Source organism: Streptococcus varani (assembly GCF_001375655.1).
Classification (GTDB): Bacteria; Bacillota; Bacilli; order Lactobacillales; family Streptococcaceae; genus Streptococcus; species Streptococcus varani.
Genome location: NZ_CTEN01000003.1, coordinates 419821 through 443979 on the forward strand (window position 1 = coordinate 419821; position 24159 = coordinate 443979).

The following is a 24159-nucleotide window of genomic DNA, read 5'->3' on the forward strand; positions in this document are numbered from 1 at the left end:
AAAAACAAAGTCCCCAAATAGAATAAAGAAAAACGAATGATGCATAGTTTGAACTCTAACTATTTATCATTCGTTTTTTGCTATAATTTATCAAGAAGTTAATGATTCTTATTCGATTTTCTTCTGAACAAATTTCATCGCCATCAGATAAGTCCAATAGGCCAATAAACCGCCCAAACTATTGGTCCAAAGGTCATCCACTTCCACTACACGTCCTGCATCGATCAAAAGATCCAGAATAAGTTGAGTAAACTCAATACCCAAGCTCATATAGAATGTATTTCGTAGAACACGTTTCCAATTTCTCCAACTTGGAAATAAGAAGACAAGGCAGAGAACCAGTGGGTAAAGTAGAAATACATTAGTCACGTTTTGAGCTAAGATCAAGAAAAAATCACCTATCGTTTCTATGTGATTGGCATGAACAAGAGTATTAAAGGGAGTGGGTAAAAAGAAGACTCTACCAATTTGAATGATTCCTGGTGTGGTAAAGTCTTTCAAATTTGGATAAACTGACTGGGGCAAAAAGCACATAAGGACAATGGCTAGAGCGTAAACTCTAGCCACTATTTTTGTTACTCTTTGTCCCCAAGGATTTAATTCCCCAGTTGATGTAAAGAAACGCTGAATCATACTTTTTTCCCGTCTTCAATACCAGCTTTAGCCTTGGCTGCCGCGATACGTGCCCGTGCCTTTGCCCGATCGTTCTTCAAGGTATTGGAACGCAATTGGCCACAGGCTGCATCGATATCGGTACCATGTTCTTGGCGCACCACACAATTAACGCCATTTTTCTTAAGGCGGTCATAGAAGGCCACAACTCGTTCTGGCGTCGAGCGGCTGTATTGGTCGTGTTCTGAAACTGGGTTATATGGAATCAGGTTGACATAGGATAGTTTACGGATTTTTTTGGTCAAATCCGCTAATTCCTGTGCTTGTTCTACTGCATCATTGACCTCATTGAGCATGATATACTCAAAAGTCACCCGGCGGTTAGTAACAGCGATATAATCTTCGATGGCTTCAAAAAGTTGTTCAATAGGAAATTTACGGTTAATCCGCATCATACGAGAACGAATTTCATTGTTAGGGGCATGGAGGGATACAGCCAAGTTAACTTGAACGCCTTCACGCGCAAATTCCTTTATTTTTGGAGCCAAACCAGATGTTGAAACGGTAATATGACGGGCTCCGATAGCTAATCCCTTATCATCATTGACGATGCGAAGGAAATTCATGACATTGTCATAGTTGTCTAGAGGCTCACCAATTCCCATGACGACAATATGACTAACCCGTTCGCTCTTATCCCGTTCATCAAAGTATTTCTGAACCAACATAATCTGAGCCACAATTTCTCCGCTGGTCAAATCACGCTGTTTGGGAATGAGACCCGATGCACAGAAGGTACAACCAATATCACAGCCCACCTGAGTGGTCACACAGACTGACATGCCATAATGCTGACGCATAAGAACAGTTTCAATCAGCATGCCATCCGGCAATTCAAAGAGGTATTTTACAGTACCATCCTTAGATTCTTGTACAATCCGTTGTTGCAAAGGGTTCACGACAAAGGCTCCATTGAGTTTAGCAATCAGTGACTTGGATAGATTGGTCATTTCTTCAAAGGATTGGACACGGCTGCGGTAGAGCCATTCCCAAATCTGAGTAGCCCGAAACTTCTTCTCTCCATTTTCCAGTACCCAATTCGTCAAAGCCTTACGACTGAGTCCGTAAATTGATGGTTTCATACTTATCTCTCTTTCTGACGAATCACAAAGCCCCGTTTGACTTCTTGAATTTCGCGGTTAACTTTTTTCTTATCTTGACGTTTTTGACGCTCTTGCTTCTGCTGCTTACTAGCAGATGATCCTAATTTAGCAGGCTTGCCCTTGTTTTGGCGACCAGTATTCTGAACAGTACGGTTTTCTTGCGGTTTTCGATTGTTGCGCGAGCGATTGCGTTTGCGTCTTGGCTTGTCTTCTGGTTCAGCCGGCATTTCCTGCGGACTATCATTGCCAAGCACAAAATAAGCACAACCAAAGTTGCAATACTCAAGCAAATAATCATCCAAACGACCAATTTTCAGATCTGAAGCAACTGGCTTATCATCCTTGTAGAAGCCCTTAAGACGAAGCTGTTCATTTCCCCAATCACCCACAATGTAGTCGAACTTGAGCATGAGTTGAGAAAAACGTTGTCCAAAAACAGTTTGGTCAAAGGCCTCCTTGTGGTTTATCAGTAGTGATAATTCAATATTCTCTGACACTACCTTGTCACCAACTAGGGCAAAGGCAGGACCTGGAAATTTATTATAATTATATAATTCTGGAGAAACTTCCTTCTTCATTTTCATTCCTTTTCTTTTCTATCTAACCCTACAATTATACCTTATTTCAAGGTATTTTACCATGACGGATAGATAATCTAATAAATTTCAGACAATTTTACGAAGATTTTTGCAAGAAAAAATGAAGGACTATTTTTCCTTCGTTTTCTCTAGATAGGCAATAGCCTCTTTCACATTTTTAACGGGCACTACTTCGATGTCTAGCCCCTCTTCCTTAACGGTTTTAAGAGCTTCATCATAATTAGACAGGGCTTTTGGATTGTGTTTAAGTACTTCCTTATCAACGGGATTATTTGGCGCAAAAAAGACCGTTGCACCAGCCTGGGAAGCTGAAATAACTTTTTTATCTATCCCACCGATATCTCCAACAGAACCATCTTGCTCAATGGTGCCTGTTCCCGCGATATCCCGGCCACTACGCAAAGTTGGATCCGCAAGCTGGGTATAGATAGATAAAGTGAACATGAGACCCGCACTTGGTCCTCCAATATTTGCTGTTTGAAAATCAATAGGGATATCAGTCTTAACCTGAGTATGGTCCACTAAACCAATTCCAATTCCATTTTTACCATTATCCAGTTTAATAATCTGGCCATCAGCGCTTAATTTTTGTCCCATGCTCTCATAGCCAACTGTCACATCACTCCCTACCTTGAGCTTACTTACATAATCAATCAAATCAGCTGAAGATTGAAAGGTCTCACCATTAATACTGGTTACCGTGTCTGCAATATTGAGAATACCCTTGAAAGTCGAGTCCTTGGCTAAACTCAAAACATAGACTCCAAAAAATTCCATCTTAACCTCTTTACCAGCTAGAGTCAGAGCCTGATACTTAGCCAAATTTTGTGAGGTTTCCATATAAAATTGACTGATACGGAAATAATCCTCATTAGAGGATCCACCCGTCATATCTTCTTCACTATAAATATCCGAATGTTTATCCAAACTAGCTGCCAGAAGTTGCAGAGCTGTCGCCTGACGTACTTGAACATAGACAAAATTGTAGGATCCATCTTCCTTATCCTCTTGATTATTGACCTGTAAGACTTGGCGGACATCACTTGCACCACCAGGACTTTCAATGTAGTAAGGAAGAGGAATCAGGACCGCCGCCCAAATAGCTACTGTTACCAAAACAATAGAAGCAATAAGAATAATTTTTTTAGATGTTTTCACGTGTTGCTAACTCCTTTATGACTGCTTGAGGAACGTATTTTTCAATATCCTGCTGGAAATGAATCAGTTCCCTTACTTGGCTAGATGAAACAAACTTGAACTCTGGTTTTGCCAAGAGATAAATGGTATCGATTTGTGGAGCCAATTCTCGGTTATAAAAATCAAAGCTGGCCTCATATTCCAAATCCTGCGCATTTCGAAGACCACGAACCAGATGGTTGACTCCTACTTTTCTGGCCACATCAACGACCAACTCGTTTGTAGAAACCAGAATAGATATCTTATTATTTCCTGCAAAAATATCTGCTAAAATCTGCTTGCGAGTCTCTACGTCCAGAAGACCAGCCTTATTGGGATTGTAAAAAATACCTACATAAAGCCGATCAAAAAGTCCACTAGCTCGCTCAATCAAGTCCAAATGCCCCAAGGTAATGGGATCAAAAGAGCCCGTGAACAATCCAATTCTATCTGACATAAACCGTCACCTTACTTATTCCATAAACTTTTTGCTTCCAGATACCTAAATCCGCAATTTCTTCTGGCAAATCAACAGACTTGTCACTTTCACAAACAACCATAACCTCATCAGACAAGAGATTGCCTTGACAGAGTTGCTCAATATTTTTGATGATTTCTTCCTTGGCATAGGGTGGATCCAATAAAACCAAATCAAAAGGCCCACTTAGCTGAGGAAGAGCTGTATTAGCATCCATTTCTAGCAGTTGGAACTTCTCTGTTTCCTTTGTCATGGCAATATTTTCTTTAATGATAGCCTGAGCCTTGCGATCACGCTCCACAAGAACGGCTGATGACATGCCACGGGAAACTGCCTCAATGGATAGTCCACCACTACCAGCGAAAAGATCCAGAACACGGCCACCATCAAAATAGGGGCCAATCATATTAAAGATAGCACCTCGAACCTTATCCGAGGTTGGACGGGTCAATTTGCCCTCTAATGTTTTCAGCGGACGACCGCCATAATTTCCAGAAACAATTCTCATAGCTGATATTATAGCAGATTTTTAAGAAAATTTAAAAATCTAAGTCGTTTTGAAAGGTTCATAGTAAAAATAAAGATTTTTTTTATTTTATACTGCATCTTACTCTCAATTTTATTTCTTTTCAAGCCTACATAGTTACAATTCACGCATTTAATCTTCAAGTTTCTATAGCCAATTATCAACTTTGATGCTCCGAAAAATCATTTGGTATCATCAAATAGTCTACGATTTAGCTCCCACGTTTTTCTCAAGCTCCATCTTTATTTTCCAGCCATCTTCTTCTCTATAGCCTCAATCATTTCTTTTGTCAGTCGTCTTGGTCCACGAACAGCCCGGACTCCAAACTCTTTCATGACTGCAAATGGAAAGAGGCTATCATCAAATGTATGAATCAACTCTACTTTCATACGTTTTTTGCCTGCTGAATCTCCTGGATAACTACTATTATCTATTTGGGCCTCCAGACAGCGACAGATATAGCGAATAGCTTGTACGGGCGCCGTTACATACATGGCCACCAAGTCACCTTTTTTAATCTTACCTTTCTGGTTCCAGTAGACAATCTTATTTTCCGCAAACTCGGCATCAATATTAAAAACCTTGGGGTTAGCTGGAATAACCCAGAAATCAGGACCGCTAGAATTTCTCAGTGGAGTAGGATTCGCCAGCTGGCGACTTCTAGCAACTAACTCCCAGAGTGCATCATCGGACAGACTATCATCCAAAACGACCGAAATCCAGTTCTTCTTAGACATGTGATAGGATGGGTAAACCCCAGGCTGAGCAAGCAAGCCTTCCATATCATCTGGATCTACCTTAAGATTGACAACTTCCACTGACAGCTCTGCTTTGTTCCCCGTGACACCTAACTTAGCTAGCTTGAGAGGAAAAATCAGGGCGTACCACTTGCCTCCGATACGGTAGGAAGCATATTCGGAATGTTTCTCAAAGGGATAGTCCATTGGGTCAGACCACTCCTCTGCGATTTTTTTAGCCAACCGATTGGTTTGGTCTTTGGCAAAAGGCAGAGCGACAAAGCAAGTTTCCGCCAGACGCTCCAAAACAGCCAGATAAGCCTCTCTGACCTGCCCAATAAAGGCTCCTGTCGCACGGGAAATATGGATGGCTGTGTATTCCTCTTCCAAATCAAGATCATAAACCTGAGAAAAAACATGACCAGTTTGATCAATTCGGACCCGTACCTCAAAATCCCCATCCAAGATGATTTCCTGATAGGAGTAAATCCCCTTTGAAAAGATGAATCCAGTAGCTAGTAACTTTTCAAAAATAACTTTTTGCTTGGAAAATATAGCCTCTTGTCTTGTCATAGGTCAGCCCTTCCTTTCTCATTTCTTCTCTTTATTTTACCATAGAATACTCCTATACTTTGACATAGAGATAAGACCTTGATATACTAAAAACAGAAAGGAAGTTGTATGAAGTTAACCATCACTAGAAATAAAGATCCTTTGTCTTTCGGACAAGGAGTGAGAATTTTCCTAAATGGAGCTCCAACTATCCAACTCATTGAGGGACAAAAGGCTGAAATGGTCCTCCATCTACCAGAACAAAGTTCAGTCATCCTCAGTGTCAAAGAAATCAAACGCACTAGCTTACAGATTAAAGATGGTGACCATATTTTGTTGGAAAGAAATCCTATCTATCTGTTCTTGGCAGTAAGTGGAATCTTTCTGTTAGTCAGTAGTTTCCTCTTTCACTTCCCTAGTTCCTACGCTTTTCCCCTCCTTATTTCCAGCTTTTTAGTGGAGCAATTTAAATTAAGAAAGATTAGATAGAACAGGCGCAAAGCCTGTTTTTTCATGGGGAATCCTGTATAATAAAGACATGAAAAAATTGGCCATTATGAGTGACCTCCATATTGATTCCAATCAATTTGGCAGTGAAGAGATTAAGACCTTACTAAAAATCTTTAAAGAACAAGAGGTTAGTCATCTCCATATCGCTGGAGATATTTCCAACCATCTCGAGAGAGAAACCCGACCGTTCCTAAATCAACTCGGTCAAGACCTGAACATCACTTATAATTTGGGGAATCATGACATGTTGGGTCTGGATGAAGAGTGGATTCAAGAAGAAAACTTCAAGTGTATTGATTTTTCTAATCGAACACTATTGGCCTTTCATGGTTGGTACGATTATTCTTTTTCTGAAGAAAGCCAGGACACGATTTTAAGACGAAGAAATCTATGGTTTGACCGCCGTTTAACCCGAAAAGGAAGTGATCAAAACATTGTTGACAGGGAAATCCAGCAACTGGAAGAACAGTTGAAGATGTTGGATACCAAACGGCTCATTGTCGCTATGCACTTTGTCCCTCACAGCAAATTCACCATGTGGCATGAAAAATACGCTCCTTTTAATGCCTTTCTGGGAAGCCAGGCTTATCATAGTCTTTTTGTCCGCTACGGTGTTGCGGATGTGGTCTTTGGTCATGCCCACCGCTCCTATGGAACCATGGAAATTGAAGGTGTTCGCTATCATTCCAGACCCCTTGGCTATATCCGTGAATGGGATCTGACCATTGACTTTGTGAATCAGCATCCCCATCTTAATCCGACACGCACTTGGCATCTATCAAAGCGTTACAACCTCATCAAACATCTTCCAGAATTTCACATCTACAAAAAAGAGAAGCTCAAATCTGAACTTCTCAATTCTATGACATTTTTCGATATTGATTAGGAAAAACAAATTTCATACCAAAATGCCAGTTGATTTTTTTAAGATCCAAAGGCAGGTTTTACCAGCTAGATAGCTTCTGAAACAGCCTTAATTGGAAGCATAAACATCACACTTGTTTTTCATTGTCAGAGTAACTTCGTCAAAATTGTATACCTGATCTGCATGTTAGCAGACAGGTTTTTTCTTTTTCCTTCAACATATTTTATCCATTCCATTTCTGGAACTCATTGGATTAGAAAGAAAGATCGAACATTCTGAGACTACTATCATCAAAATCTAGAAAGCTTATAATAAACCTTATTTTTAATGGCCAGTTGCTGTTGTGGTTGGAGTCTCAGTTGTCGTTGGGTGAGTAGGAGTCGGAGTTGGAGCTGGATTACTTGCTAAAACTGTTACATTTAGTGTAACAGTTCCTTCTATCCGACTTCCAGCTGCTGGATACTGGCTAATGACCAAATCAGCCGTTGTATATGGATGTGAAGCATCTTCTACTTTTTCAATGTTGGCAACTGAGATACCCAAAGCTTGTAATTGTCTTCTTGCCTCGGCATAACTAATCTGTAAATTTCCAAAATCAGGCATCAAAATCCCTGACCCTTTTGAAATGTGAAGATTAACGGTTGAGTTCTTAGAAAGTCCTGTTCCGGCAGCTGGATCCGTAGAAATTACTAATCCTGCAGCTACACTGTCACTATATTCTTCTCTCACTTCTCCAACTTTAAAACCAGATGATTCTAATTCTGCCTTAGCTGCTTCTATTTTTTTACCATTTAAGTTAGGAACAGCCACCATTTCAACACCCTTAGAAACGATGATATTTATTGTACTTCCCTTAGCTTTTGAACTATTAGCTACTGGATCTGTAGAAATAATCATCCCCGCTGCTTGTTCATCACTATTTTGTTCCGTTACCGTTCCAACCTTGAAACCAGCAGCTTCGAGTTCTGCTTTACCAGTTTCTAAATTTTTTCCTGCTAAATTTGGCACATTAGCAACTTCTTGTCTTGCAATTACAATGTTGACCTTACTTCCTTCTCGTTTAGAAGTATTAGCAGCTGGATCCGTACGAAGGACAGTACCTTCCTTAACCTCTGAAGAAGCTTCTTCTGTAATGGTACCAACAATCAGACCGGCCGTTTCAATCTTTTCACTGGCTACTTCTAGAGTTTGGCCTTTGACATCAGGTACCCTAACTGTATCTGGTGTATTGAGGAAGATGGCGGCGAAGGTTGCAATCAATAAAAGCAAGGCTCCGATTAAAACCTTATAGCGAGTTCGCATTTTTCGTCTTGGTTTAGGTGTCTTACCTTTTGCCTGAGGAATAGGAACTTCCTTCTTTTCCTCAATATTTTTTTGAGGTCGTTTTACTTCAGGCGTCACTTGAGATAACTTGGGCAGAGTCTTTGTATCCACCTTGTTATCTGCCAACATAACCTTCTTTTCGTTGCGACGATGGTCTGACAGAGCTGAAGCTAAATCTGTATACATCTCAGCAACGGTCTTGTAGCGGTCTGTCAATTTTTTAGCTGTTGCTCGTAAAACAATATTTTCCAAAGCTTGAGGTACTTGTGGATTGCTGTCTCGAACGGATGGTAGAGGTTGTTGAAAATGTTGAAGTGCAATGGTGACCGCACTATCGCCATCATAAGGAATACGTCCTGTCAACATTTCGAAAAGGATAATCCCCATAGCATAGATATCACTTTGCACAGTCGCCTTTGACCCACGCGCTTGTTCAGGTGACAAATAATGAACAGAGCCCAGCATCGAGTTGGTTTGGGTTAAACTTGTTTCCGCAAAAGCAACTGCGATACCAAAGTCAGTAACCTTAGCTGTTCCATCCTTTGTCAAGAGAACATTTTGTGGTTTCAAATCACGGTGGACAATGCCTCGGGTGTGGGCCATCCGCATCGCTAAGAGGATCTGCCCCATGATACGAACAGCTTCGTGATTCGTTAGAGGGGAGTTTTCCTTAATGTAGCGTTTCAAATCCACTCCATCTACAAATTCCATGGCTAAATACTGCTGTCCATCTTCTTCGCCAATGTCAGAGATGCGTACAATATTTGGATGGTCCAATTCTGCCATGGCCTTAGCTTCCCTTTGGAAACGCTGAATAGCTATCTGGTCGGTCTGATAATTGGTCCGAAGAACTTTAACCGCTACTTCTTCACCATCCAATATCAGATCCCTAGCCAGATAGACATCCGCCATCCCGCCACGGCCGATCTGACGAACGACGCGATAGCGGTCTGCAAATATCTTTCCAATTTGAATCATGGATTAGCCCTCCTCCGGCAAGTAAAGAAGTGCTACAGTAATATTGTCTGTTCCACCTGCATTATTGGCAAAGCGAATGAGACTTTCAGCCTTACTCTCAAGAGGGACTTCACTGAGAAGAATATCTCGAATATCTTCTTTTGAAACCATATTTGTTAAACCATCGCTATTAATCAGAACATAGTCACCAGGTTCCAAAGTTTTAAGTGCAATATCTGGTTCAACAGGATCATGTTGTCCGATAGACTGAGTAATAATATTTTTCTGTGGATGACGGCGAGCTTCCTCTTCTGAAAGTTGTCCTGCTCGAACCAAGGCACTAACTAAAGAATGGTCACTGGTCAACTGCGTGTATTCCCCATCACGAATCAAGGCAATGCGAGAGTCTCCAACATGGGCATAAATCATTTGTTGCTCAATAATCACAACTGCCTCAAGTGTTGTTCCCATTCCCTTGTATTCTTCGGTTTGTCCCAGTTCATAAATCTTCTTATTTTCTTCTTCTAGAACAGCAATCATCCACTCGCGAACTTCGTTGAGGGTATTGAGCTGAGTATCCACCCAACTTGCACCTAAATCTGTAGCGGTCATCTCACTAGCAATATGACCTGCACGGTGACCACCCATACCATCCGCCAAGACAATCAAATCAATTCCTGCTCTATTGGTATAACGGTTAACATAGTCCTGGTTGTTGGAACGTTTTTGTCCAACATCTGTTAAGAGTGCAATTTCCATATATATGTAACGCTGACGAGTCAGCTTCCTCCTCTAATAATTTAGGATATTCTTCTAACTTGACCGATGAAAAAGCCATCTGTCAGATATTGTTCCGGTGTAATGACAATACAACCATCTTGAACGATATCAGTGCAGTCATGCGTCAAGGATACCTGCTCAAAATTTGGATGTTGCTCCAAAAATTTTGCTAAAACTTCTTGGTTTTCCTTGCCCACAATTGTGCATGTACTATAGGTTATTATACCACCTTTTTTGACCGTTTGGCAAACGCTGTCCAGAATGGACAACTGAATTTTTTGGAGTTGGTCAAAATCAGCTGATTCTTTTCTATATTTAATATCTGGCTTGCGTCTGATGAGACCGATACCTGAACAAGGCGCATCCACTAATATCTTGTCAAAATAATCTGGTCCAAATTCTTGGGCAACCAGATGGGCATCTAATTTTTGCGTCACTACCCTATCAGCAAGCCCCAGCCGTTGGGCATTATCTTGGACCAAACTCAGTTTGTGATCGTAAAGATCCAAGGCCATCACACGCCCCGTCGTCAAATAAGAAGCCATATGACAGGTTTTACCACCAGGTGCCGCACAAGCATCTAGTATTTCTTCCCAGCCTTCAATCTTCAATGTTGGAGCAACCAGTTGACTGGTCTCATCCTGAATGGTCACACGACCGTCTTTAAAGACTGAACTACTTGCAAAATGTCCCTTCGTTTTCACCAGACCGACTGGAGATAGTTGAGAGTACTGCGCCTGCAACTCTTCTGCTAATCTATCAACTTCACTACTATCAGTCACCCGAACAGAGGCCTTGTTGCGGATAAAGAGACTGGCTAAGATAGCCTCCGCTCTCTCTTCTCCATATTCCTCAAACAAAGTAGCAATCAACCAAACTGGTGTGGAATATTGAATAGACAGACGCTTTTTTTTACGTTTGATAGAGACTATATCTGGCAATGGATTGTTCAAAAACTTGCGGAGAATTGCATTGACAAACTTGTCGGTCCCACGACCTCTTTTCGCAATGTTAACTGCTTCATTAACCACCGCATGGTTTGGAATTTTATCCAGAAAAAGAATCTGGTAAAGACTGAGCATGAGTAGATGATAAACCCATGAGTCTAACTTTTCTCGATCTTCAATCACATGCGCTAGGTACCATTCCAAAGTAATTTTTCTAGAAACGGTTCCATAGACTAATTCTGTAACCAAACTCTTGTCTGTTTCAGAAAGTTGGCTGGCTTGCAATACCTTATTGAGTGCGATATTGGAATAGGCTCCATTATCGAAAATTTCCTGAAGAACTTTCAGAGCAACTCCGCGGGCATAACTCCTTTGTTTATTTGTCAAAATAATCACCTACTTTTAGATCGCGACCGGCACCATTGAGAAAATCAGTAATGCTCATCTTCGGTTTACCAGCTGGCTGGACTGTTTTGAGAGAGAGAGAGCCCTGACCAGTCCCCACAATCAATTCTTTCTTATTCCGAACCAGGACTTGACCCGCTGCCCCCTCTCCTTCTGCTACAAGAGCCTCATAAACTTTAAATCGTTCTCCCTGCCAAAGGGTATGTGCAACCGGCCAAGGATACATACCGCGAACCTGATTAAAGAGTTGACGGGCAGATTTATTCCAGTCTAGTTTTTCTTCTTCAGGATTAATATTGGGTGAAAAGCTGACTTTGCTGGCATCCTGTGGCTCTGGAATAAGACTTCCTGACAGGTAGTCTGGCAAGCTCTTGATGAGAAGGTCACGTCCAACAATAGCCAGTTTTTCAAAAAGAGTTCCCACATTATCCGTCTCTTCAATCAAAACGCTATCACTAGCAATCATATCACCAGCATCCATCTCCTTGACCATCTCCATAAGCGTCACACCTGCACGCTCATCGCCGTTGATAAGTGCATAATGGATAGGTGCGCCTCCGCGATACTTAGGCAATAATGAAGCATGGACATTGACAGCAAAATCGACAGAATCTAGCAACTTGGTCGGCAAAAACTGACCAAAGGCAGCTGTGACAATGCCATCAGCTCCCAGATCCATGATATCTATCATCTCTTGACTGCCAGATATCTTTTCTGGCTGAAAAACTGCTAAATTGTGAGCCAATGCCAGCTCTTTCACCGGAGTCATCTGGATTTGACGCTTGCGACCCACCGCCCGGTCAGGTTGGGTAACCACAGCTAAAATCTCATATTGTCCTTCCGCTAGCAAGCCTTCCAGTACAGTCGCCGCAAAGGCAGGTGTCCCCATAAAAATAATCTTTGTCATCATTTCCTCGCTCCGTTTCATATCTTGTTATTATACCATTTTTAGGAATATTTTACTTGATAAGGACTTGGATTCATCAAGCCAGAACTCTTGCGTTTTTGAGTGGAAGTCAGCAGTACTATCAAACTATATCGGAGCCTTTCTTCCATTTGTACATAAAAATAGGAAGTATAGGCCGTTTGCTTTTACCTCCTATCGAATCTTTATTTGACTATCTTTTGTTAGAATCATACTCAAAGAAAATCAAAAATAGATGAAGCAAAGAGACGCAGATATCCCTAGTGTAGGCAAGGCCTCTTCACAAAGTATAATTTTGAATTTCAAAGTGTCTCAATTGATTCTTTACAGCAATAGAAAGGCCCACAGGGTAATCAAAGCATCATAGATGCCATGTGCGATGATTAAAGATAGGGTTGAACAGTTCTTAATCTTGATTCTGCAAATGCAATAAAAAGCACCTATTACTGTTGTCAAGAAAACCTGGATGAGATTGCCAGAGAAGATGTGGAAGAAACCAAAGAACAGAGAGGATGCAGCTACCGCAATGACATCACTCTTTCCAATGCTTTTTATTTTTTTATAGAGCAAGCCTCGGAAAATAAATTCCTCAGTCAAGGCAACCCCGAATAAACAATAGATAAATTCAAAAATAAATTGCCAGAGATATTGATAGTTCTTGCCACTATCAACATAAGAAGCTAGGCCAAGCAAGTGAGGGACTACTGTTAATAGCACTGACATCAGAATACCTATTGTCATTCCTATAATAACTTGTCGACTAGTCTTATCTGAGGTAAAACCATAATCCCTTAACCTATCCTTGGTAATGACCATCACAAGTATGGGTACCAAGGCAATGAACCAATAGCCAACTATAGCAGCAAGCATTCTCATCCCTAGAGGGAGCGAAGCCAAAATAGATTGATTAAAAGTTATCACCCCGTAAGCACTCAAGAAAGAGCCGAGAACGGCCACTACAATAGAAAACAGTTCTTTCGATTTTTTCATTTTTCTCATTGCCTCCAAAACCTGGTTCTAACCGCCCAATCGTTTTTTTAGCGAGTGAAATTAGACTAAGCTTTCACTTTGTCCATACTATTTCATGGCGGCAATTCTGTCTAGTTATATTTCCCAATAACAATATCAAACAAGTATCCACATCCAGCCAGACTGACTTGTCTCTTCACTCATTATTATATTATTTTTTCCTCGTTTTTTCCATTCTTGACGGACACTCAGCATCCTATCTAGCCAACAAAAAAAATGGCCGAAATTGACCATTTTTTTTCAGGCTTATAAAATGACGGAAGTCATTCAGTCTAAGGGACCAAACTAAGTCACATTCTGGGGTTCATTATCAATAACCAAACGCAAATCTTTATTTTCTTTCTCCTGTGACCAGTCCAAAATAGCGTTGAGCACAGACTCCAAACGCTCTTCTTTGCGATACTTGAGGAGGATTTGATAATGGTAAAGATTGTGGGTTCTGGCGATTGATTTTGGAGTTGGTCCTAAGATTTGAATCTTATCAGACAAGTTTTCTTTTAAGATAGCCAACACTTCATAAGCTTTTTTGACCGTAAAATCATCTGATTGATGCGAGAGCGTTAAGCCAACAGTGAAGGTATAGGGTGGATAAGCCATGCTCCTTCGGATGCCCATTTCGTAGTCATAGAAACCTTCATAATCTTGCTGTTGGGCAAAATTGATAGCATAATGATTTGGATTATAGGTCTGAATCAAGACCTGACCTGGTTTCTCAGCTCGACCTGCCCGACCTGCCACCTGAGTCAAGAGTTGGAAAGTTCTTTCTGAAGAGCGAAAATCTGGCAAATTCAGGGCTGTATCTGCATTGAGAACACCCACAAGGGTCACATTTGGAAAATCTAAGCCCTTGGCAATCATCTGCGTGCCTAAGAGAATATCCGCATCTCCCCGGCCAAATTCTTGCAAGAGGCTTTCATGGGCCCCTTTTTTTCGGGTAGTATCCACATCCATCCGAAGAATGCGGGCATCTGGGAAGAGTTCTTGCAGTTCCTGATAAGCCTTCTGCGTCCCTGTACCATAGTAGCGAATGGAAGGGCTAGAGCAAGAAGGACAATTTTTCGGGATAGCTTTTTGAAAACCACAGTAATGGCATTGCATAGAGCGAGTATCCATATGCAAGGTCAAAGAAATATCACAATTGGGACATTCATCAACTGCTCCACAATCACGGCACATGACAAAGGATGAATAGCCTCTTCTGTTTAACAGAAGAACAACCTGTTCCTTCCGTTCCAAGGTTTGACGGATTTTCTCCAACAAGATGGGGGTATAATTGCCATTTTCTTGTTGCCCCAAATACTCGCGAAAATCAAGGACTTGAACTTGAGGGAGGAGGGCATTTGGATTGGCTCTTTGGTTCAATTTGAGGAGACCATAGAGACCTCTACTAGCTCTAGCTCGACTTTCCAAACTTGGTGTAGCAGAACCTAAAACCAAGGCAGCTTTATGGTACAAAGCTCGCAACTTGGCTACTTCACGTGCGTGATAGCGTGGGTTACTTTCCTGCTTATAGCTAGCTTCATGTTCCTCATCGATAATGATGGCACCGATGTTTTCTAAGGGAGCAAAGATAGCTGAGCGGGCACCGACTACAACCTTAGCCTGTCCGCGCTCAATCTTCCGCCATTCGTCATATTTTTCACCATCTGATAGGCCAGAGTGGAGAATGGCTACTTGTTGGCCAAAGCGAGAGACAAAGCGGCGGGTTACCTGAGGTGTCAAGGAAATTTCTGGCACCAACATGATGGCCGTTTTCCCCTGCCTAAGGACTCCCTCTATGACCTGGAGATAGACTTCTGTCTTCCCACTCCCTGTCACACCCTGCAAAAGATAGGTCTGAGCTTCCTGACCAACTTGAGATAAGATTTCTCGTTGGGCAATTTCCTGTTCTGGATTGAGGTCTAGAGAAGGACTTGCTTCTACTCCATCAAAGAAGGCCTGCAGTCGACTAACTTCCTTTTCCCAAACCTCAATCAAGTTATTTTCTTGGAAAAAGCGGATGATATCTGCTGAATAATCTTCTCGCAGTTGGGATAAGGGAAAATCACCATCTTGACCCAGCAAGTGGTCTCGCAATTCCAAACGTTTCTTGGCGCGAGTTGGTATTTCGATTTCTTTCAGCAATTGGTGACACGGTCGATACCATTTCTCCGTCTTAATCTGTTTCTTATCCTTGGCTACATATTCTGAAAGGATACTGCCTTGTTGAATAGGACCGAGCACCTGCGTCTGTTGCTGGCTAGTCAAATTAGAATAATAAACCTGTTCAGCCTGACCAAAAATTTGATTCGCCAAGTCAGCCGAGAGTCCTTGTCCTTTTTTCAATAACTTGTCGTAGGAAGAATTAAGGAGATTGGGCAACATAGCTTTGAGAATCGAAATTTTATAGGAAAAAACAGTTTTTCGCATCTGATCAGCCAACCAGAGTTGCTCCGAAGTCAGTACTGGCGAGAAGTCCAAAACTTCTGCGATAGCTTTCAAGTTTTCCTCATCCGCTCCTTCTTCTAAAGCAATGACAATACCCTGAATGAGACGATTGCCCTTACCAAAGGGAACATGGACACGAATACCAACTTGTACCAAAGATTGTAATGTTTCTGGAACAGCATAAGTAAAGGGTTTATCCGTTTGAAACAAGGGTAAATCCACAATAATCTGAGCCTGCATAAGACCTCCTTTCATAAGCTATGAGAGCATCCACGAGATAACTAGTGATGGCCGTATTCCTCCTCACCAGACGAAACCGCCTCTAAACAGTTTCCAAATCCTATATTGGAGCCGCTTCTCTCAAAAACAAACTCAGTTGGACATCCAACTGAGTTCTCATCTGTCTTAAATTTTTTCGCCTTCTTCTTTTTCTTTGGCGATTTGAGCTTTGATTTTGCGCTCTTCCTCTTCGCGACGAAGACGCTCTTCTTCAGCACGACGACGAACAGCTTGACGTTTCGCTTCAGGATCTGGGTGGATAACTACATTACCAGCTTCAATCTCTTCTAAGGCACGAAGAGTTGATTTTACGGAACTGAACTCTTGAGTAGCTTTAGCACCAGCTTCCAATTCGTGAGCCCGTTTTGCTTCTAAAATCACCAAGGAATATTTCGAAGGAACTTTATCCAAGAGGGTATCAATGGAGGGTTTTAACATCATAATCTTTTTTTCTCTTTTCTATCCAATCTTAACGAAGAGCTACTTGTTCGCTAATCATCTCATCATATCGTCCGATGACACGCTCTACACGAAAATGCTCCGCTTCAATGATTCGTTTGACACGATCTGCTGCCAAAGGAACTTGATCATTGACTACAGCATAATCGTATTCCCGCATGAGAGCAATTTCTTCTCTAGCTTTGGCAATCCGTTGGGCAATGATTTCCTGACTATCTGTTCCGCGACCCACTAAGCGATCATGGAGCTCGTCCAAATCAGGCGGAGTCAGAAAAATAAAGACACCATCTGGCACTTTTTGTTTAACCTGTAGAGCTCCTTGAACTTCAATTTCTAGGAAAACATCCACGCCACGATCCAGTGTTTGATTAACATAAGTCAAAGGGGTGCCATAATAGTTTCCAACATATTCAGCATATTCCAACATTTGCCCTTGACGAATCAACTCTTCAAATTCTTCACGGGTGCGGAAAAAATAATCTACGCCATCTACTTCACCCGGGCGTTGAGGACGAGTCGTCATAGACACTGAGTATTCAAATTTATTGTCAGAGCTTTCAAAAATTTCCTTACGGACAGTACCCTTTCCGACACCAGATGGGCCAGAAAAGACAATCAGTAATCCACGTTCTGTCATGACATCTCCTTCTCAATCTTTCTCTATAGTGTAACAAAAAAGCACTCGTATTTCAAGTGCTTTTTCTTTGCTTTATTTAGCCACGTCAGTCGCCCGAGTTTCACGGATAACAGTGATTTTAATGTTTCCTGGATAATCCAAGTTATTTTCAATTTTCTCACGAATATCGTGGGCCAGAATGGTGACCTTATCATCATTCACAATGTTCGGATGAACAATAATGCGAACCTCACGACCTGCTTGAATCGCAAAGGCTTGTTTAATGCCCTTGAAGCTATTCGCTATTTCTTCTAAGTCATGAAGGCGCTTCACGTAAGCTTCCATTGACTCACGACGTGATCCTGGACGGGCAGCACTGAGGGCATCCGCAGCTGCTACGATAACAGCAATGGTACTCTTGGCTTCTACGTCACCGTGGTGACTGGCAATTGTATTGATTACCACTGGATTTTCCTTGTACTTACGAGCCAACTCAGTCCCGATTTCCACATGACTTCCATCCACTTCTCGGTCAATAGCCTTCCCAATATCGTGCAAGAATCCTGCGCGACGGGCTAGATTGACATTTTCACCCAACTCAGCGGCCAAAATACCAGAGAGTTTAGCCACTTCAATAGAGTGACGAAGGACATTTTGTCCATAGGACGTACGGAAGTGTAAGCGTCCCATGGTCTTAATCAAATCAGTATGAAGGTTTGGAGCACCAATTTCGTAAGCGGCCGCCTCACCATACTCACGGATCCGATTGTCCATTTCAAGACGGTGCTTCTCTACCAACTCCTCGATTCGAGCTGGATGGATGCGACCATCCTGTAGAAGAGCCTCCATCGTCATTCGGGCAATTTCCCGACGGATCGGATCGAAACCAGAAAGTACAACGACTTCTGGTGTGTCATCGATAATAACATCAATACCGGTCAAACTTTCAAAAGTACGAATATTGCGGCCTTCACGTCCAATAATCCGACCTTTCATAGCATCGTCTGGCAGATGTACAGATGTAACTGTTTGTTCTGCAACATATTCTCCAGAGATACGTTGCATAGCCTGGGCCAAGAGTTCCTTAGCTGTCTTATCAGAACGTTCTTTGATTTCGCGTTCTGCTTCTTTAATACGACTAGCAACTTCATGCGAGAGTCTATCGCGGGTATCCACTAAGATTTGCTCGCGCGCTTCTTCTTGACTTAAAGAAGCTACCTTTTCTAACTCAAGAGTTTTTTCCTCTTCTAGTTTTGCAACTTTCTTCTCACGCTCATCAATGTGTTTAGATTTATCCGTCAGACTTTGTTCTTTTTGCTCCAAAGTCTTCTCTTTGCTTGTCAAATTATCATCTTTGCGATCCAAGCTACTAGCACGTTCTGTCAAACGTAATTCTGTTTGACGGAGTTCTTGCTTTTCTGCCTTGAATTCTTCTGCAACTTCTTCGCGGTACTTACGAGCCTCTTCTTTAGCTTCCAATAGCAATTCCTTTTTCAAGGATTGGCGATCACGTTTAGCTGTTTGAACAATCGATTCTGCTTCTTGTTCAGCTTTTCCACGGACATTGCTTGCTTCTTGTTCAGCGTTAATAAGTGTCAACTCTGCAGTGTCTTTTGCAGATTTCATCTTCAAAGCAATGGCTAGATAACCTACTACTAAACCAATGAGAGCGGATACGATTGCAATGATTCCAAATGTCATATCCATCTTCCACCTCAATTTTATTAATGGGATTTTCAACAAAATCCTTTTATCATTTTATCATATTTCAAACGATTTCACAAATCAAATTTTTTATATGATATAATAATTTTAGATAAAAAGGAGGCCCCTATGACAAAAAAAGTTATCGTAGAAAGTTTTGAATTGGATCATACTGCTGTTAAAGCCCCCTATGTCCGCTTAATTTCAGAAGAGTTTGGACCAAAAGGAGATGTCATTACCAATTTTGATATCCGTCTGGTACAACCCAATGAAGACTCCATCCCAAGCGCTGGTTTGCACACCATTGAACATTTACTAGCTGGGCTGATTCGCCAACGTATTGACGGGATGATTGATTGTTCACCCTTTGGTTGTCGGACCGGCTTTCATATGATTATGTGGGGACAACACTCCGCTACTGACATCGCAAAAGTTATCAAGGAAAGTTTGGAAGAAATCGCCCATGTCACCAAGTGGGAAGACGTTCCAGGAACCACCATCGAATCCTGTGGCAACTACAAGGATCATAGCCTCTTCTCTGCCAAAGAGTGGGCAAAAATCATTTTGGAGCAAGGAATTTCGGATGATCCATTTGATAGACATGTAATCTAATCCGCAAAGAAAATCAAACAAGATGAGACAATGCAATGTCAGCATACCGAGTTGCCGACAAGGAACTTGACGCCTCGATTTTCAAAAAATGGATCCATACAAAAAAACTAGCTCAGGGAAATCTAAGCTAGTTTATTCTTTTGCTTTTTAATAATCCAAATCGTCTGCACGACCAGGTGCATTCCCAACGAAATAACCTGTTTTGGCATTGATGGAGAAAAGATAAGTCCCATCTGATTTGAAGAGATTGTAGTATCCACGACCATTGATGATATTGACTTTCTCAAGGAAATAATCATTTCCTGTGATATGGCCACGTTCCTTGGCGATATTGATAATATTTTCTAAAATACCAGGATTAAATGTCCAAGCTGGATTGTTGACATCATCAATAGCAGCTTGATTATATGGCACACGGCTAAGTTCACGTTGCAAATGAAGAACTGCTGGAATTTCCATACCGTAAACAAGGCCAGCAATATTTACCCATCCTGGGTTGTTGGAGCTTGTTACAGGAGCAGGTACCTCAGCAGGAGTTGCTGGAGCTGGCGTTTCAACCGGCACACTTTGAGCCGGTGCAGGTGTATTACTACTTGCTTGTCCCACACTTTGTCCTTGGCCTTGAGCTTGATTAGTTGATGAGGCGGCTGGCTTTTGAGTTTGCCCCATATTGATAGCAGAAGTTAAGAGAGCATCCACAGCTGACAGCCCTGTTGAGACAGAATCAAATTTAGCATCCGACTTGACATTTGCAGTTGTGTCTAATTCTCCATCCACAATAGCAGGTTTATCAAAGTTTGCATTGATAGTCTTGATAGACTTGATAGCTTTTTCTAAGGCATCGTATTTAGCCTTGGCTGCCTTGTAACCAGAACTTGACTTACCAATCTTGTCCAAAGCCGCTTTCAGTTGATCTAGTTTATCAAACTCACTGTTTTTCAACTTAGTCAAGCTACCGTCCGTAAAGAAACTAGCATAGAGTTTTTCAAAAGCTGAAACATTGGGATCGGTTGGATTAGACTCAGTTGTTTCGGTCGTGGAATCGGAGGAAGGTGGTAACGTTTCTTTCCTATTTTGATTATCCATCCAAACAAATGCACTTACTAGAATAGCAATAAAAGCCAGCATCAGACCTAGCCAAATAAGACCTTTCTTCTTACTTGATGTTTCCTGATTCAGTTCAGCATCATCATCGCTTTCAAATTCTGATATTGGAGGAATGGGAGTAACTGATGTATCTTCTGATTTTTTACTAGTTTGAACCTTATGGATTTGAAAATCTGCTTCTAGAGGCCCTTGTTTTTCAGCACGCTCTCTAGGCTCCATTTCGTTTTTCGATTCTACCGCTTCTTCAGCAAACGCAATATCCTCATCAGTCAATGCTGGTGTTGCTATAAGTGTTTCAAATTTTTTGGCTTCTATATCTTCACGGTGTTGCTTGATATACCGATCCAGAACATTGTCATCAGCCTCCACACCGTCTTTTATATCCTGTTGTTTGCGTACAACTTGTCCAACGGTCATATCTTTGGCTTCGTCAAAATTTAAAATCTTTTCATCATTTTCTTTTGAATTGTCTTGTGATTTTGCTTTTTTCTTTTTCGACACGTTTCTAACCTCCTCGTGTTTAGTTGGAACGTTTTACTCTCTGACCAAAGAACTGATAGAGGTCAACTTTTAAGGTCCCATTGTATAATTTTCGCTTTTTATCCGCCAATCGACCAAATCGTGCTTCAAATTGTTCATCACTAGTTAAGACAAAGATAGACCACGTTTTAAGCGAAGAGAACGTTTGTCCCATTTCTTTATAAAGTTTCGCGATAGCATCATCATCCAAGAGACGCTCACCATATGGGGGATTGGAGAGGATGACTCCGTTTGTTTTTTCTGTTTTTAAATCTTGCAGTCTCATCTGTTTGAACTGAATATCTTCTGCGACCCCCGCAGCAAGCGCATTTTTATTGGCAATCTCAATCAAGCGGGCATCGATGTCAGATCCTAAAATATCCAATTCTAGTTCTTTATCAATAGCCCCCTCTGCTTTTTGACGTGCTTGTTTAACCAAGTTCTTATCCACCCAATTCCAATCTTCAAAGGCGAAGTCACGTTTGAGACCGGGAGCTATCTTTCGAGCCATCATAGCGGCTTCGATACAGAAAGTCCCTGAACCACAGGTTGGATCAATCAGGGGTTTATCGGGATACCAGTTGGATAAGAGTAGGATAGCTGCAGCCATGTTTTCCTTGATAGGAGCCCCACCTTTTTCTACCCGATAGCCACGCTTAAAAAGACTAGAGCCAGTCGTATCAATCATGACCGTAGCTACATCCTTCAAGATGGATACTTCAATTTTGAACTCTGCGCCTGTTTCTTGCAAAGGCACACCTTCAGGTCTATGGAAATGCTTCTGCAGTTTTTTAACGACAGCTTTTTTAGAAATAGCTTGAACACTCGGTTCATTGTGAAGTTTGGACTTGACACATTTGGCTTTGGAAATAGGAAATTTACAACCAAGCGGCAGGTAATTTTCCCAATCGAGGCCAAACACTCCTTGGAAAAGTTCTTCAAAAGTACGAGCCGGAAATTGACCAACAATGATTTTGATGCGGTCAGCAGCACGCAACCAGAGATTACTTTCTATAATGGTCGAAATGTCTCCTGAAAAGCGAACACGGCCGTTTTCGACCTGGCATTCATAACCCAAGTCTCTCAATTCACGACCTACTACAGCTTCTAAACCGGCTGCTGCAGTGGCAATTAAGTTAAATTTATTTTTCATAGTCAAGATATTTAGAACGTCTAAAGCGAATTAAAATAGGAGACCTCCTGAAATACAGATTTCAGAAATGGGCATCTTTTTTTACAGGCTTTTAGTTCTTATTCAATTCCTTTCTCGATTTCAGGTTGTTACTCATTTTATCAGCATTCTGTGAATCATGCCTCTAAACTAAGTGTAGAGTAGCTTGAGAAAGTGGATTCGTCTAACTCTTCATTTTTTAAGAGAGAGGACAATCAAAAGCTTTATTTATTCTAGTTAAAAAAGAAAAGTCTAGGTACTTTCGTCCTAGACTAGACCTATTATGCAATTTTCTATAAGCCATGTTTTGTTCCGGTGGTACTAGGTACTACCACCTTCGATAATCATCTGTCTACTGCTTTGCAGTCAGGAAAGACCGTTCGTTTCCAGCTTTCCCATGCCCCGACCGAAATTTGGGTTGCTAGCTTGAGGGGTTTACCGCGTTCCACTTCTCACGTTTCCATGAGAACTCCGTCACTGTGGCACTTTCAGAGCTATTGTGACCTATCCGAAGACTTAGCCAGTTCACTCGCCGTAACATATTTCTATGTCCCTAGGCTTATGCATTCGCCTAGCACAAACACTACCAGCATCACAGCCGGTGCTAGCATGGACTTTCCTCATGGTGACAAATCACCACGCGATTATCCAAAAATTGCAAGTTTCTTTCTATATTCTATATTATTTTATAAGTCTTGAGCGATTTGCTTGCCAAAAACTTCTTTCTCCAGACGATTCAAGCGACGCAAAATATCAAAATTTGTAGCAGATGAGCCACGTTCTGTACGCAATATATCTGTTTCTTCAGAAATTGGTGCTACGGCAACAGCAGCTTTTGGAGCATTGACTGCTTGAGCTTTTAGGCGAGTAATTTCACCTTTTAATTCCTTAATGATTGCTTCGTAGGCATCATAATCTTTCATGATCCCATCCAAGAAATCATTTACTTCATCTTGGTCGTAGCCTCGGAATCCAATTTTAAAATCTTGCTCATAAATATCTTTTGTTGTAAATTTAATCGTCGCCATATCTCTCTCCAAATCTAAAAAGTCGCTATCTTCATTATATTAAAAAATATAGGCAAAAATCAAGTTAAATCACTCATTTTTTATAAAATTTTCGGCTATCTGGTTTAAATCATCAAAGTTTAAGCTTTTTACAGTATATCCTACTTGAATTAAGATTAGGTTGTATAAATATTTCAAGTTTGTTTCATTTTCGCTGTCATAAAATAAATAAGCCCCATCTGTATTTTCCAAAATAAAGCGATTGTAGTCTTTAAACTGACCAGGATTCTCGTATTGAGCAAAGGCATATTTGACAAAATCACAGCTTTTAAAGGTGGCTAATTTAGTCTGGTTGTTCTCATTCCAATTCTCGCCGTGGTTGGCAAAAGGAAAAATGACTGCGGTCTGAAAACCATAGCCTTCTTTCTTTAAATCTTCAAGGACTTCCAGAGCCCAAAACTCAAACCCTAAACTCCCTGTGAAAATGAACCATTCTGTTCCTTCTTCTATCATCTTGATGCAATCTTGACGAATTGCCTCTTTTATAATAGGGATACGAGGATCTTTATCTGAAAAAATACCTAAATCTGTGTGCTTGTAACCACTTATCAAAACCGTCTTAATAGTCATTTCTTGTGCTCTTTTCTTGTCTTGTGGTATAATGTACTGATAGT

At 41.3% G+C, this 24159-nt stretch carries 23 protein-coding genes and 1 other RNA gene; 3 read left to right on the forward strand and 21 right to left on the reverse strand.

Features of this window, described 5'->3' with window-relative positions; translation table 11 throughout:
* Window positions 1–108: 108 nt before the first annotated feature.
* From BN1356_RS08145 to BN1356_RS08175, 7 genes are all read right to left on the reverse strand, one after another.
* A complete protein-coding gene (locus BN1356_RS08145) occupies window positions 109–633 on the reverse strand; it encodes a VanZ family protein (protein ID WP_093650900.1) in 525 nt (174 codons plus the stop codon).
* Window positions 630–1754, reverse strand: coding sequence for a dual-specificity RNA methyltransferase RlmN (gene rlmN / locus BN1356_RS08150; protein WP_093650901.1), 1125 nt, complete (start codon window positions 1752–1754; stop codon window positions 630–632). The genes BN1356_RS08145 and rlmN overlap by 4 nt, the downstream gene beginning before the upstream one ends.
* A gap of 2 nt (window positions 1755–1756) precedes the next feature.
* Entirely contained in the window at window positions 1757–2353 is a 597-nt protein-coding gene (locus tag BN1356_RS08155; RefSeq protein ID WP_093650991.1) for a YutD family protein, read from the reverse strand.
* Between the two features lie 129 nt (window positions 2354–2482).
* Window positions 2483–3532, reverse strand: a complete 1050-nt coding sequence (locus BN1356_RS08160) for a SepM family pheromone-processing serine protease (protein WP_093650902.1) — start codon at window positions 3530–3532, stop codon at window positions 2483–2485.
* Window positions 3519–4007: a pantetheine-phosphate adenylyltransferase gene (gene coaD / locus BN1356_RS08165; RefSeq protein WP_093650903.1), complete on the reverse strand. Its 489-nt coding sequence runs from the start codon at window positions 4005–4007 to the stop codon at window positions 3519–3521. The genes BN1356_RS08160 and coaD overlap by 14 nt, the downstream gene beginning before the upstream one ends.
* Window positions 3997–4536, reverse strand: a complete 540-nt coding sequence (gene rsmD / locus BN1356_RS08170; RefSeq protein WP_093650904.1) for a 16S rRNA (guanine(966)-N(2))-methyltransferase RsmD — start codon at window positions 4534–4536, stop codon at window positions 3997–3999. Before rsmD ends, coaD begins: the two co-directional genes overlap by 11 nt.
* A gap of 260 nt (window positions 4537–4796) precedes the next feature.
* Complete coding sequence (locus BN1356_RS08175; RefSeq protein ID WP_093650905.1) at window positions 4797–5864, reverse strand: MmcQ/YjbR family DNA-binding protein; 1068 nt, start codon at window positions 5862–5864, stop codon at window positions 4797–4799.
* Window positions 5865–5972: 108 nt separating this feature from the next.
* On the opposite strand from BN1356_RS08175, the gene BN1356_RS08180 reads away from it, so the two are divergent.
* Both BN1356_RS08180 and BN1356_RS08185 read left to right on the forward strand, forming a co-directional pair.
* On the forward strand, window positions 5973–6332 hold the full coding sequence (locus BN1356_RS08180) for a hypothetical protein (RefSeq protein ID WP_093650906.1): 360 nt from the start codon (window positions 5973–5975) through the stop codon (window positions 6330–6332).
* A 49-nt stretch (window positions 6333–6381) separates the two neighbouring features.
* Complete coding sequence (locus BN1356_RS08185; protein ID WP_093650907.1) at window positions 6382–7239, forward strand: metallophosphoesterase; 858 nt, start codon at window positions 6382–6384, stop codon at window positions 7237–7239.
* A 303-nt stretch (window positions 7240–7542) separates the two neighbouring features.
* Here the strand turns inward: BN1356_RS08185 and pknB are convergent, their stop codons facing one another.
* From pknB to BN1356_RS08230, 9 genes are all read right to left on the reverse strand, one after another.
* The gene (gene pknB, locus BN1356_RS08190) at window positions 7543–9519 is read right to left on the reverse strand and encodes a Stk1 family PASTA domain-containing Ser/Thr kinase (protein ID WP_093650908.1); all 1977 of its coding nucleotides are present in this window, start codon (window positions 9517–9519) and stop codon (window positions 7543–7545) included.
* Window positions 9520–9522: 3 nt separating this feature from the next.
* Window positions 9523–10257 (reverse strand): Stp1/IreP family PP2C-type Ser/Thr phosphatase, encoded by a 735-nt coding sequence (locus BN1356_RS08195; protein ID WP_093650909.1) that lies wholly within the window; start codon window positions 10255–10257, stop codon window positions 9523–9525.
* 41 nt (window positions 10258–10298) lie between these two features.
* The gene (rsmB, locus tag BN1356_RS08200) at window positions 10299–11612 is read right to left on the reverse strand and encodes a 16S rRNA (cytosine(967)-C(5))-methyltransferase RsmB (RefSeq protein WP_176694256.1); all 1314 of its coding nucleotides are present in this window, start codon (window positions 11610–11612) and stop codon (window positions 10299–10301) included.
* A complete protein-coding gene (gene fmt, locus BN1356_RS08205) occupies window positions 11602–12537 on the reverse strand; it encodes a methionyl-tRNA formyltransferase (RefSeq protein WP_093650910.1) in 936 nt (311 codons plus the stop codon). Before fmt ends, rsmB begins: the two co-directional genes overlap by 11 nt.
* 342 nt (window positions 12538–12879) lie before the next feature.
* Window positions 12880–13545: a CPBP family intramembrane glutamic endopeptidase gene (locus BN1356_RS08210; RefSeq protein WP_176694257.1), complete on the reverse strand. Its 666-nt coding sequence runs from the start codon at window positions 13543–13545 to the stop codon at window positions 12880–12882.
* Between the two features lie 324 nt (window positions 13546–13869).
* Entirely contained in the window at window positions 13870–16251 is a 2382-nt protein-coding gene (locus BN1356_RS08215; RefSeq protein WP_093650912.1) for a primosomal protein N', read from the reverse strand.
* Window positions 16252–16416: 165 nt separating this feature from the next.
* Entirely contained in the window at window positions 16417–16731 is a 315-nt protein-coding gene (gene rpoZ, locus BN1356_RS08220; protein ID WP_093650913.1) for a DNA-directed RNA polymerase subunit omega, read from the reverse strand.
* A 28-nt stretch (window positions 16732–16759) separates the two neighbouring features.
* Complete coding sequence (gmk, locus tag BN1356_RS08225) at window positions 16760–17386, reverse strand: guanylate kinase (RefSeq protein ID WP_093650914.1); 627 nt, start codon at window positions 17384–17386, stop codon at window positions 16760–16762.
* A 72-nt stretch (window positions 17387–17458) separates the two neighbouring features.
* The gene (locus tag BN1356_RS08230; RefSeq protein ID WP_093650915.1) at window positions 17459–19072 is read right to left on the reverse strand and encodes a ribonuclease Y; all 1614 of its coding nucleotides are present in this window, start codon (window positions 19070–19072) and stop codon (window positions 17459–17461) included.
* Window positions 19073–19198: 126 nt separating this feature from the next.
* On the opposite strand from BN1356_RS08230, the gene BN1356_RS08235 reads away from it, so the two are divergent.
* Entirely contained in the window at window positions 19199–19681 is a 483-nt protein-coding gene (locus BN1356_RS08235) for an S-ribosylhomocysteine lyase (RefSeq protein ID WP_093650916.1), read from the forward strand.
* 147 nt (window positions 19682–19828) lie between these two features.
* Here BN1356_RS08235 and BN1356_RS08240 read toward each other — a convergent pair whose 3' ends face one another.
* The 5 genes from BN1356_RS08240 to BN1356_RS08260 all read right to left on the reverse strand — a co-directional run bounded on the left by BN1356_RS08240 (window position 19829) and on the right by BN1356_RS08260 (window position 24115).
* Window positions 19829–21289, reverse strand: coding sequence for a cell division site-positioning protein MapZ family protein (locus BN1356_RS08240; protein WP_093650917.1), 1461 nt, complete (start codon window positions 21287–21289; stop codon window positions 19829–19831).
* A 19-nt stretch (window positions 21290–21308) separates the two neighbouring features.
* Window positions 21309–22460 (reverse strand): THUMP domain-containing class I SAM-dependent RNA methyltransferase, encoded by a 1152-nt coding sequence (locus tag BN1356_RS08245; RefSeq protein ID WP_093650918.1) that lies wholly within the window; start codon window positions 22458–22460, stop codon window positions 21309–21311.
* 309 nt (window positions 22461–22769) lie between these two features.
* Window positions 22770–23134: RNase P RNA component class B (rnpB, locus tag BN1356_RS08250), an RNA gene on the reverse strand.
* Between the two features lie 30 nt (window positions 23135–23164).
* The gene (gene gpsB / locus BN1356_RS08255) at window positions 23165–23506 is read right to left on the reverse strand and encodes a cell division regulator GpsB (protein ID WP_093650919.1); all 342 of its coding nucleotides are present in this window, start codon (window positions 23504–23506) and stop codon (window positions 23165–23167) included.
* Window positions 23507–23575: 69 nt separating this feature from the next.
* Window positions 23576–24115, reverse strand: coding sequence for an SLOG family protein (locus BN1356_RS08260; RefSeq protein WP_093650920.1), 540 nt, complete (start codon window positions 24113–24115; stop codon window positions 23576–23578).
* Window positions 24116–24159 lie beyond the last annotated feature (44 nt).

What these genes read in the sequence shown, in the direction of transcription:
- BN1356_RS08145 (WP_093650900.1), bottom strand. Translation starts at nt 633, where the DNA reads ATGATTCAGCGTTTCTTTACATCAACTGGGGAATTAAATCCTTGGGGA.
- rlmN (WP_093650901.1), bottom strand. Translation starts at nt 1,754, where the DNA reads ATGAAACCATCAATTTACGGACTCAGTCGTAAGGCTTTGACGAATTGG.
- BN1356_RS08155 (WP_093650991.1), bottom strand. Translation starts at nt 2,353, where the DNA reads ATGAAGAAGGAAGTTTCTCCAGAATTATATAATTATAATAAATTTCCA.
- coaD (WP_093650903.1), bottom strand. Translation starts at nt 4,007, where the DNA reads ATGTCAGATAGAATTGGATTGTTCACGGGCTCTTTTGATCCCATTACC.
- rsmD (WP_093650904.1), bottom strand. Translation starts at nt 4,536, where the DNA reads ATGAGAATTGTTTCTGGAAATTATGGCGGTCGTCCGCTGAAAACATTA.
- BN1356_RS08175 (WP_093650905.1), bottom strand. Translation starts at nt 5,864, where the DNA reads ATGACAAGACAAGAGGCTATATTTTCCAAGCAAAAAGTTATTTTTGAA.
- BN1356_RS08180 (WP_093650906.1), top strand. Translation starts at nt 5,973, where the DNA reads ATGAAGTTAACCATCACTAGAAATAAAGATCCTTTGTCTTTCGGACAA.
- BN1356_RS08185 (WP_093650907.1), top strand. Translation starts at nt 6,382, where the DNA reads ATGAAAAAATTGGCCATTATGAGTGACCTCCATATTGATTCCAATCAA.
- pknB (WP_093650908.1), bottom strand. Translation starts at nt 9,519, where the DNA reads ATGATTCAAATTGGAAAGATATTTGCAGACCGCTATCGCGTCGTTCGT.
- BN1356_RS08195 (WP_093650909.1), bottom strand. Translation starts at nt 10,257, where the DNA reads ATGGAAATTGCACTCTTAACAGATGTTGGACAAAAACGTTCCAACAAC.
- fmt (WP_093650910.1), bottom strand. Translation starts at nt 12,537, where the DNA reads ATGACAAAGATTATTTTTATGGGGACACCTGCCTTTGCGGCGACTGTA.
- BN1356_RS08210 (WP_176694257.1), bottom strand. Translation starts at nt 13,545, where the DNA reads ATGAAAAAATCGAAAGAACTGTTTTCTATTGTAGTGGCCGTTCTCGGC.
- BN1356_RS08215 (WP_093650912.1), bottom strand. Translation starts at nt 16,251, where the DNA reads ATGCAGGCTCAGATTATTGTGGATTTACCCTTGTTTCAAACGGATAAA.
- rpoZ (WP_093650913.1), bottom strand. Translation starts at nt 16,731, where the DNA reads ATGATGTTAAAACCCTCCATTGATACCCTCTTGGATAAAGTTCCTTCG.
- gmk (WP_093650914.1), bottom strand. Translation starts at nt 17,386, where the DNA reads ATGACAGAACGTGGATTACTGATTGTCTTTTCTGGCCCATCTGGTGTC.
- BN1356_RS08230 (WP_093650915.1), bottom strand. Translation starts at nt 19,072, where the DNA reads ATGGATATGACATTTGGAATCATTGCAATCGTATCCGCTCTCATTGGT.
- BN1356_RS08235 (WP_093650916.1), top strand. Translation starts at nt 19,199, where the DNA reads ATGACAAAAAAAGTTATCGTAGAAAGTTTTGAATTGGATCATACTGCT.
- BN1356_RS08245 (WP_093650918.1), bottom strand. Translation starts at nt 22,460, where the DNA reads ATGAAAAATAAATTTAACTTAATTGCCACTGCAGCAGCCGGTTTAGAA.
- gpsB (WP_093650919.1), bottom strand. Translation starts at nt 23,506, where the DNA reads ATGGCGACGATTAAATTTACAACAAAAGATATTTATGAGCAAGATTTT.
- BN1356_RS08260 (WP_093650920.1), bottom strand. Translation starts at nt 24,115, where the DNA reads ATGACTATTAAGACGGTTTTGATAAGTGGTTACAAGCACACAGATTTA.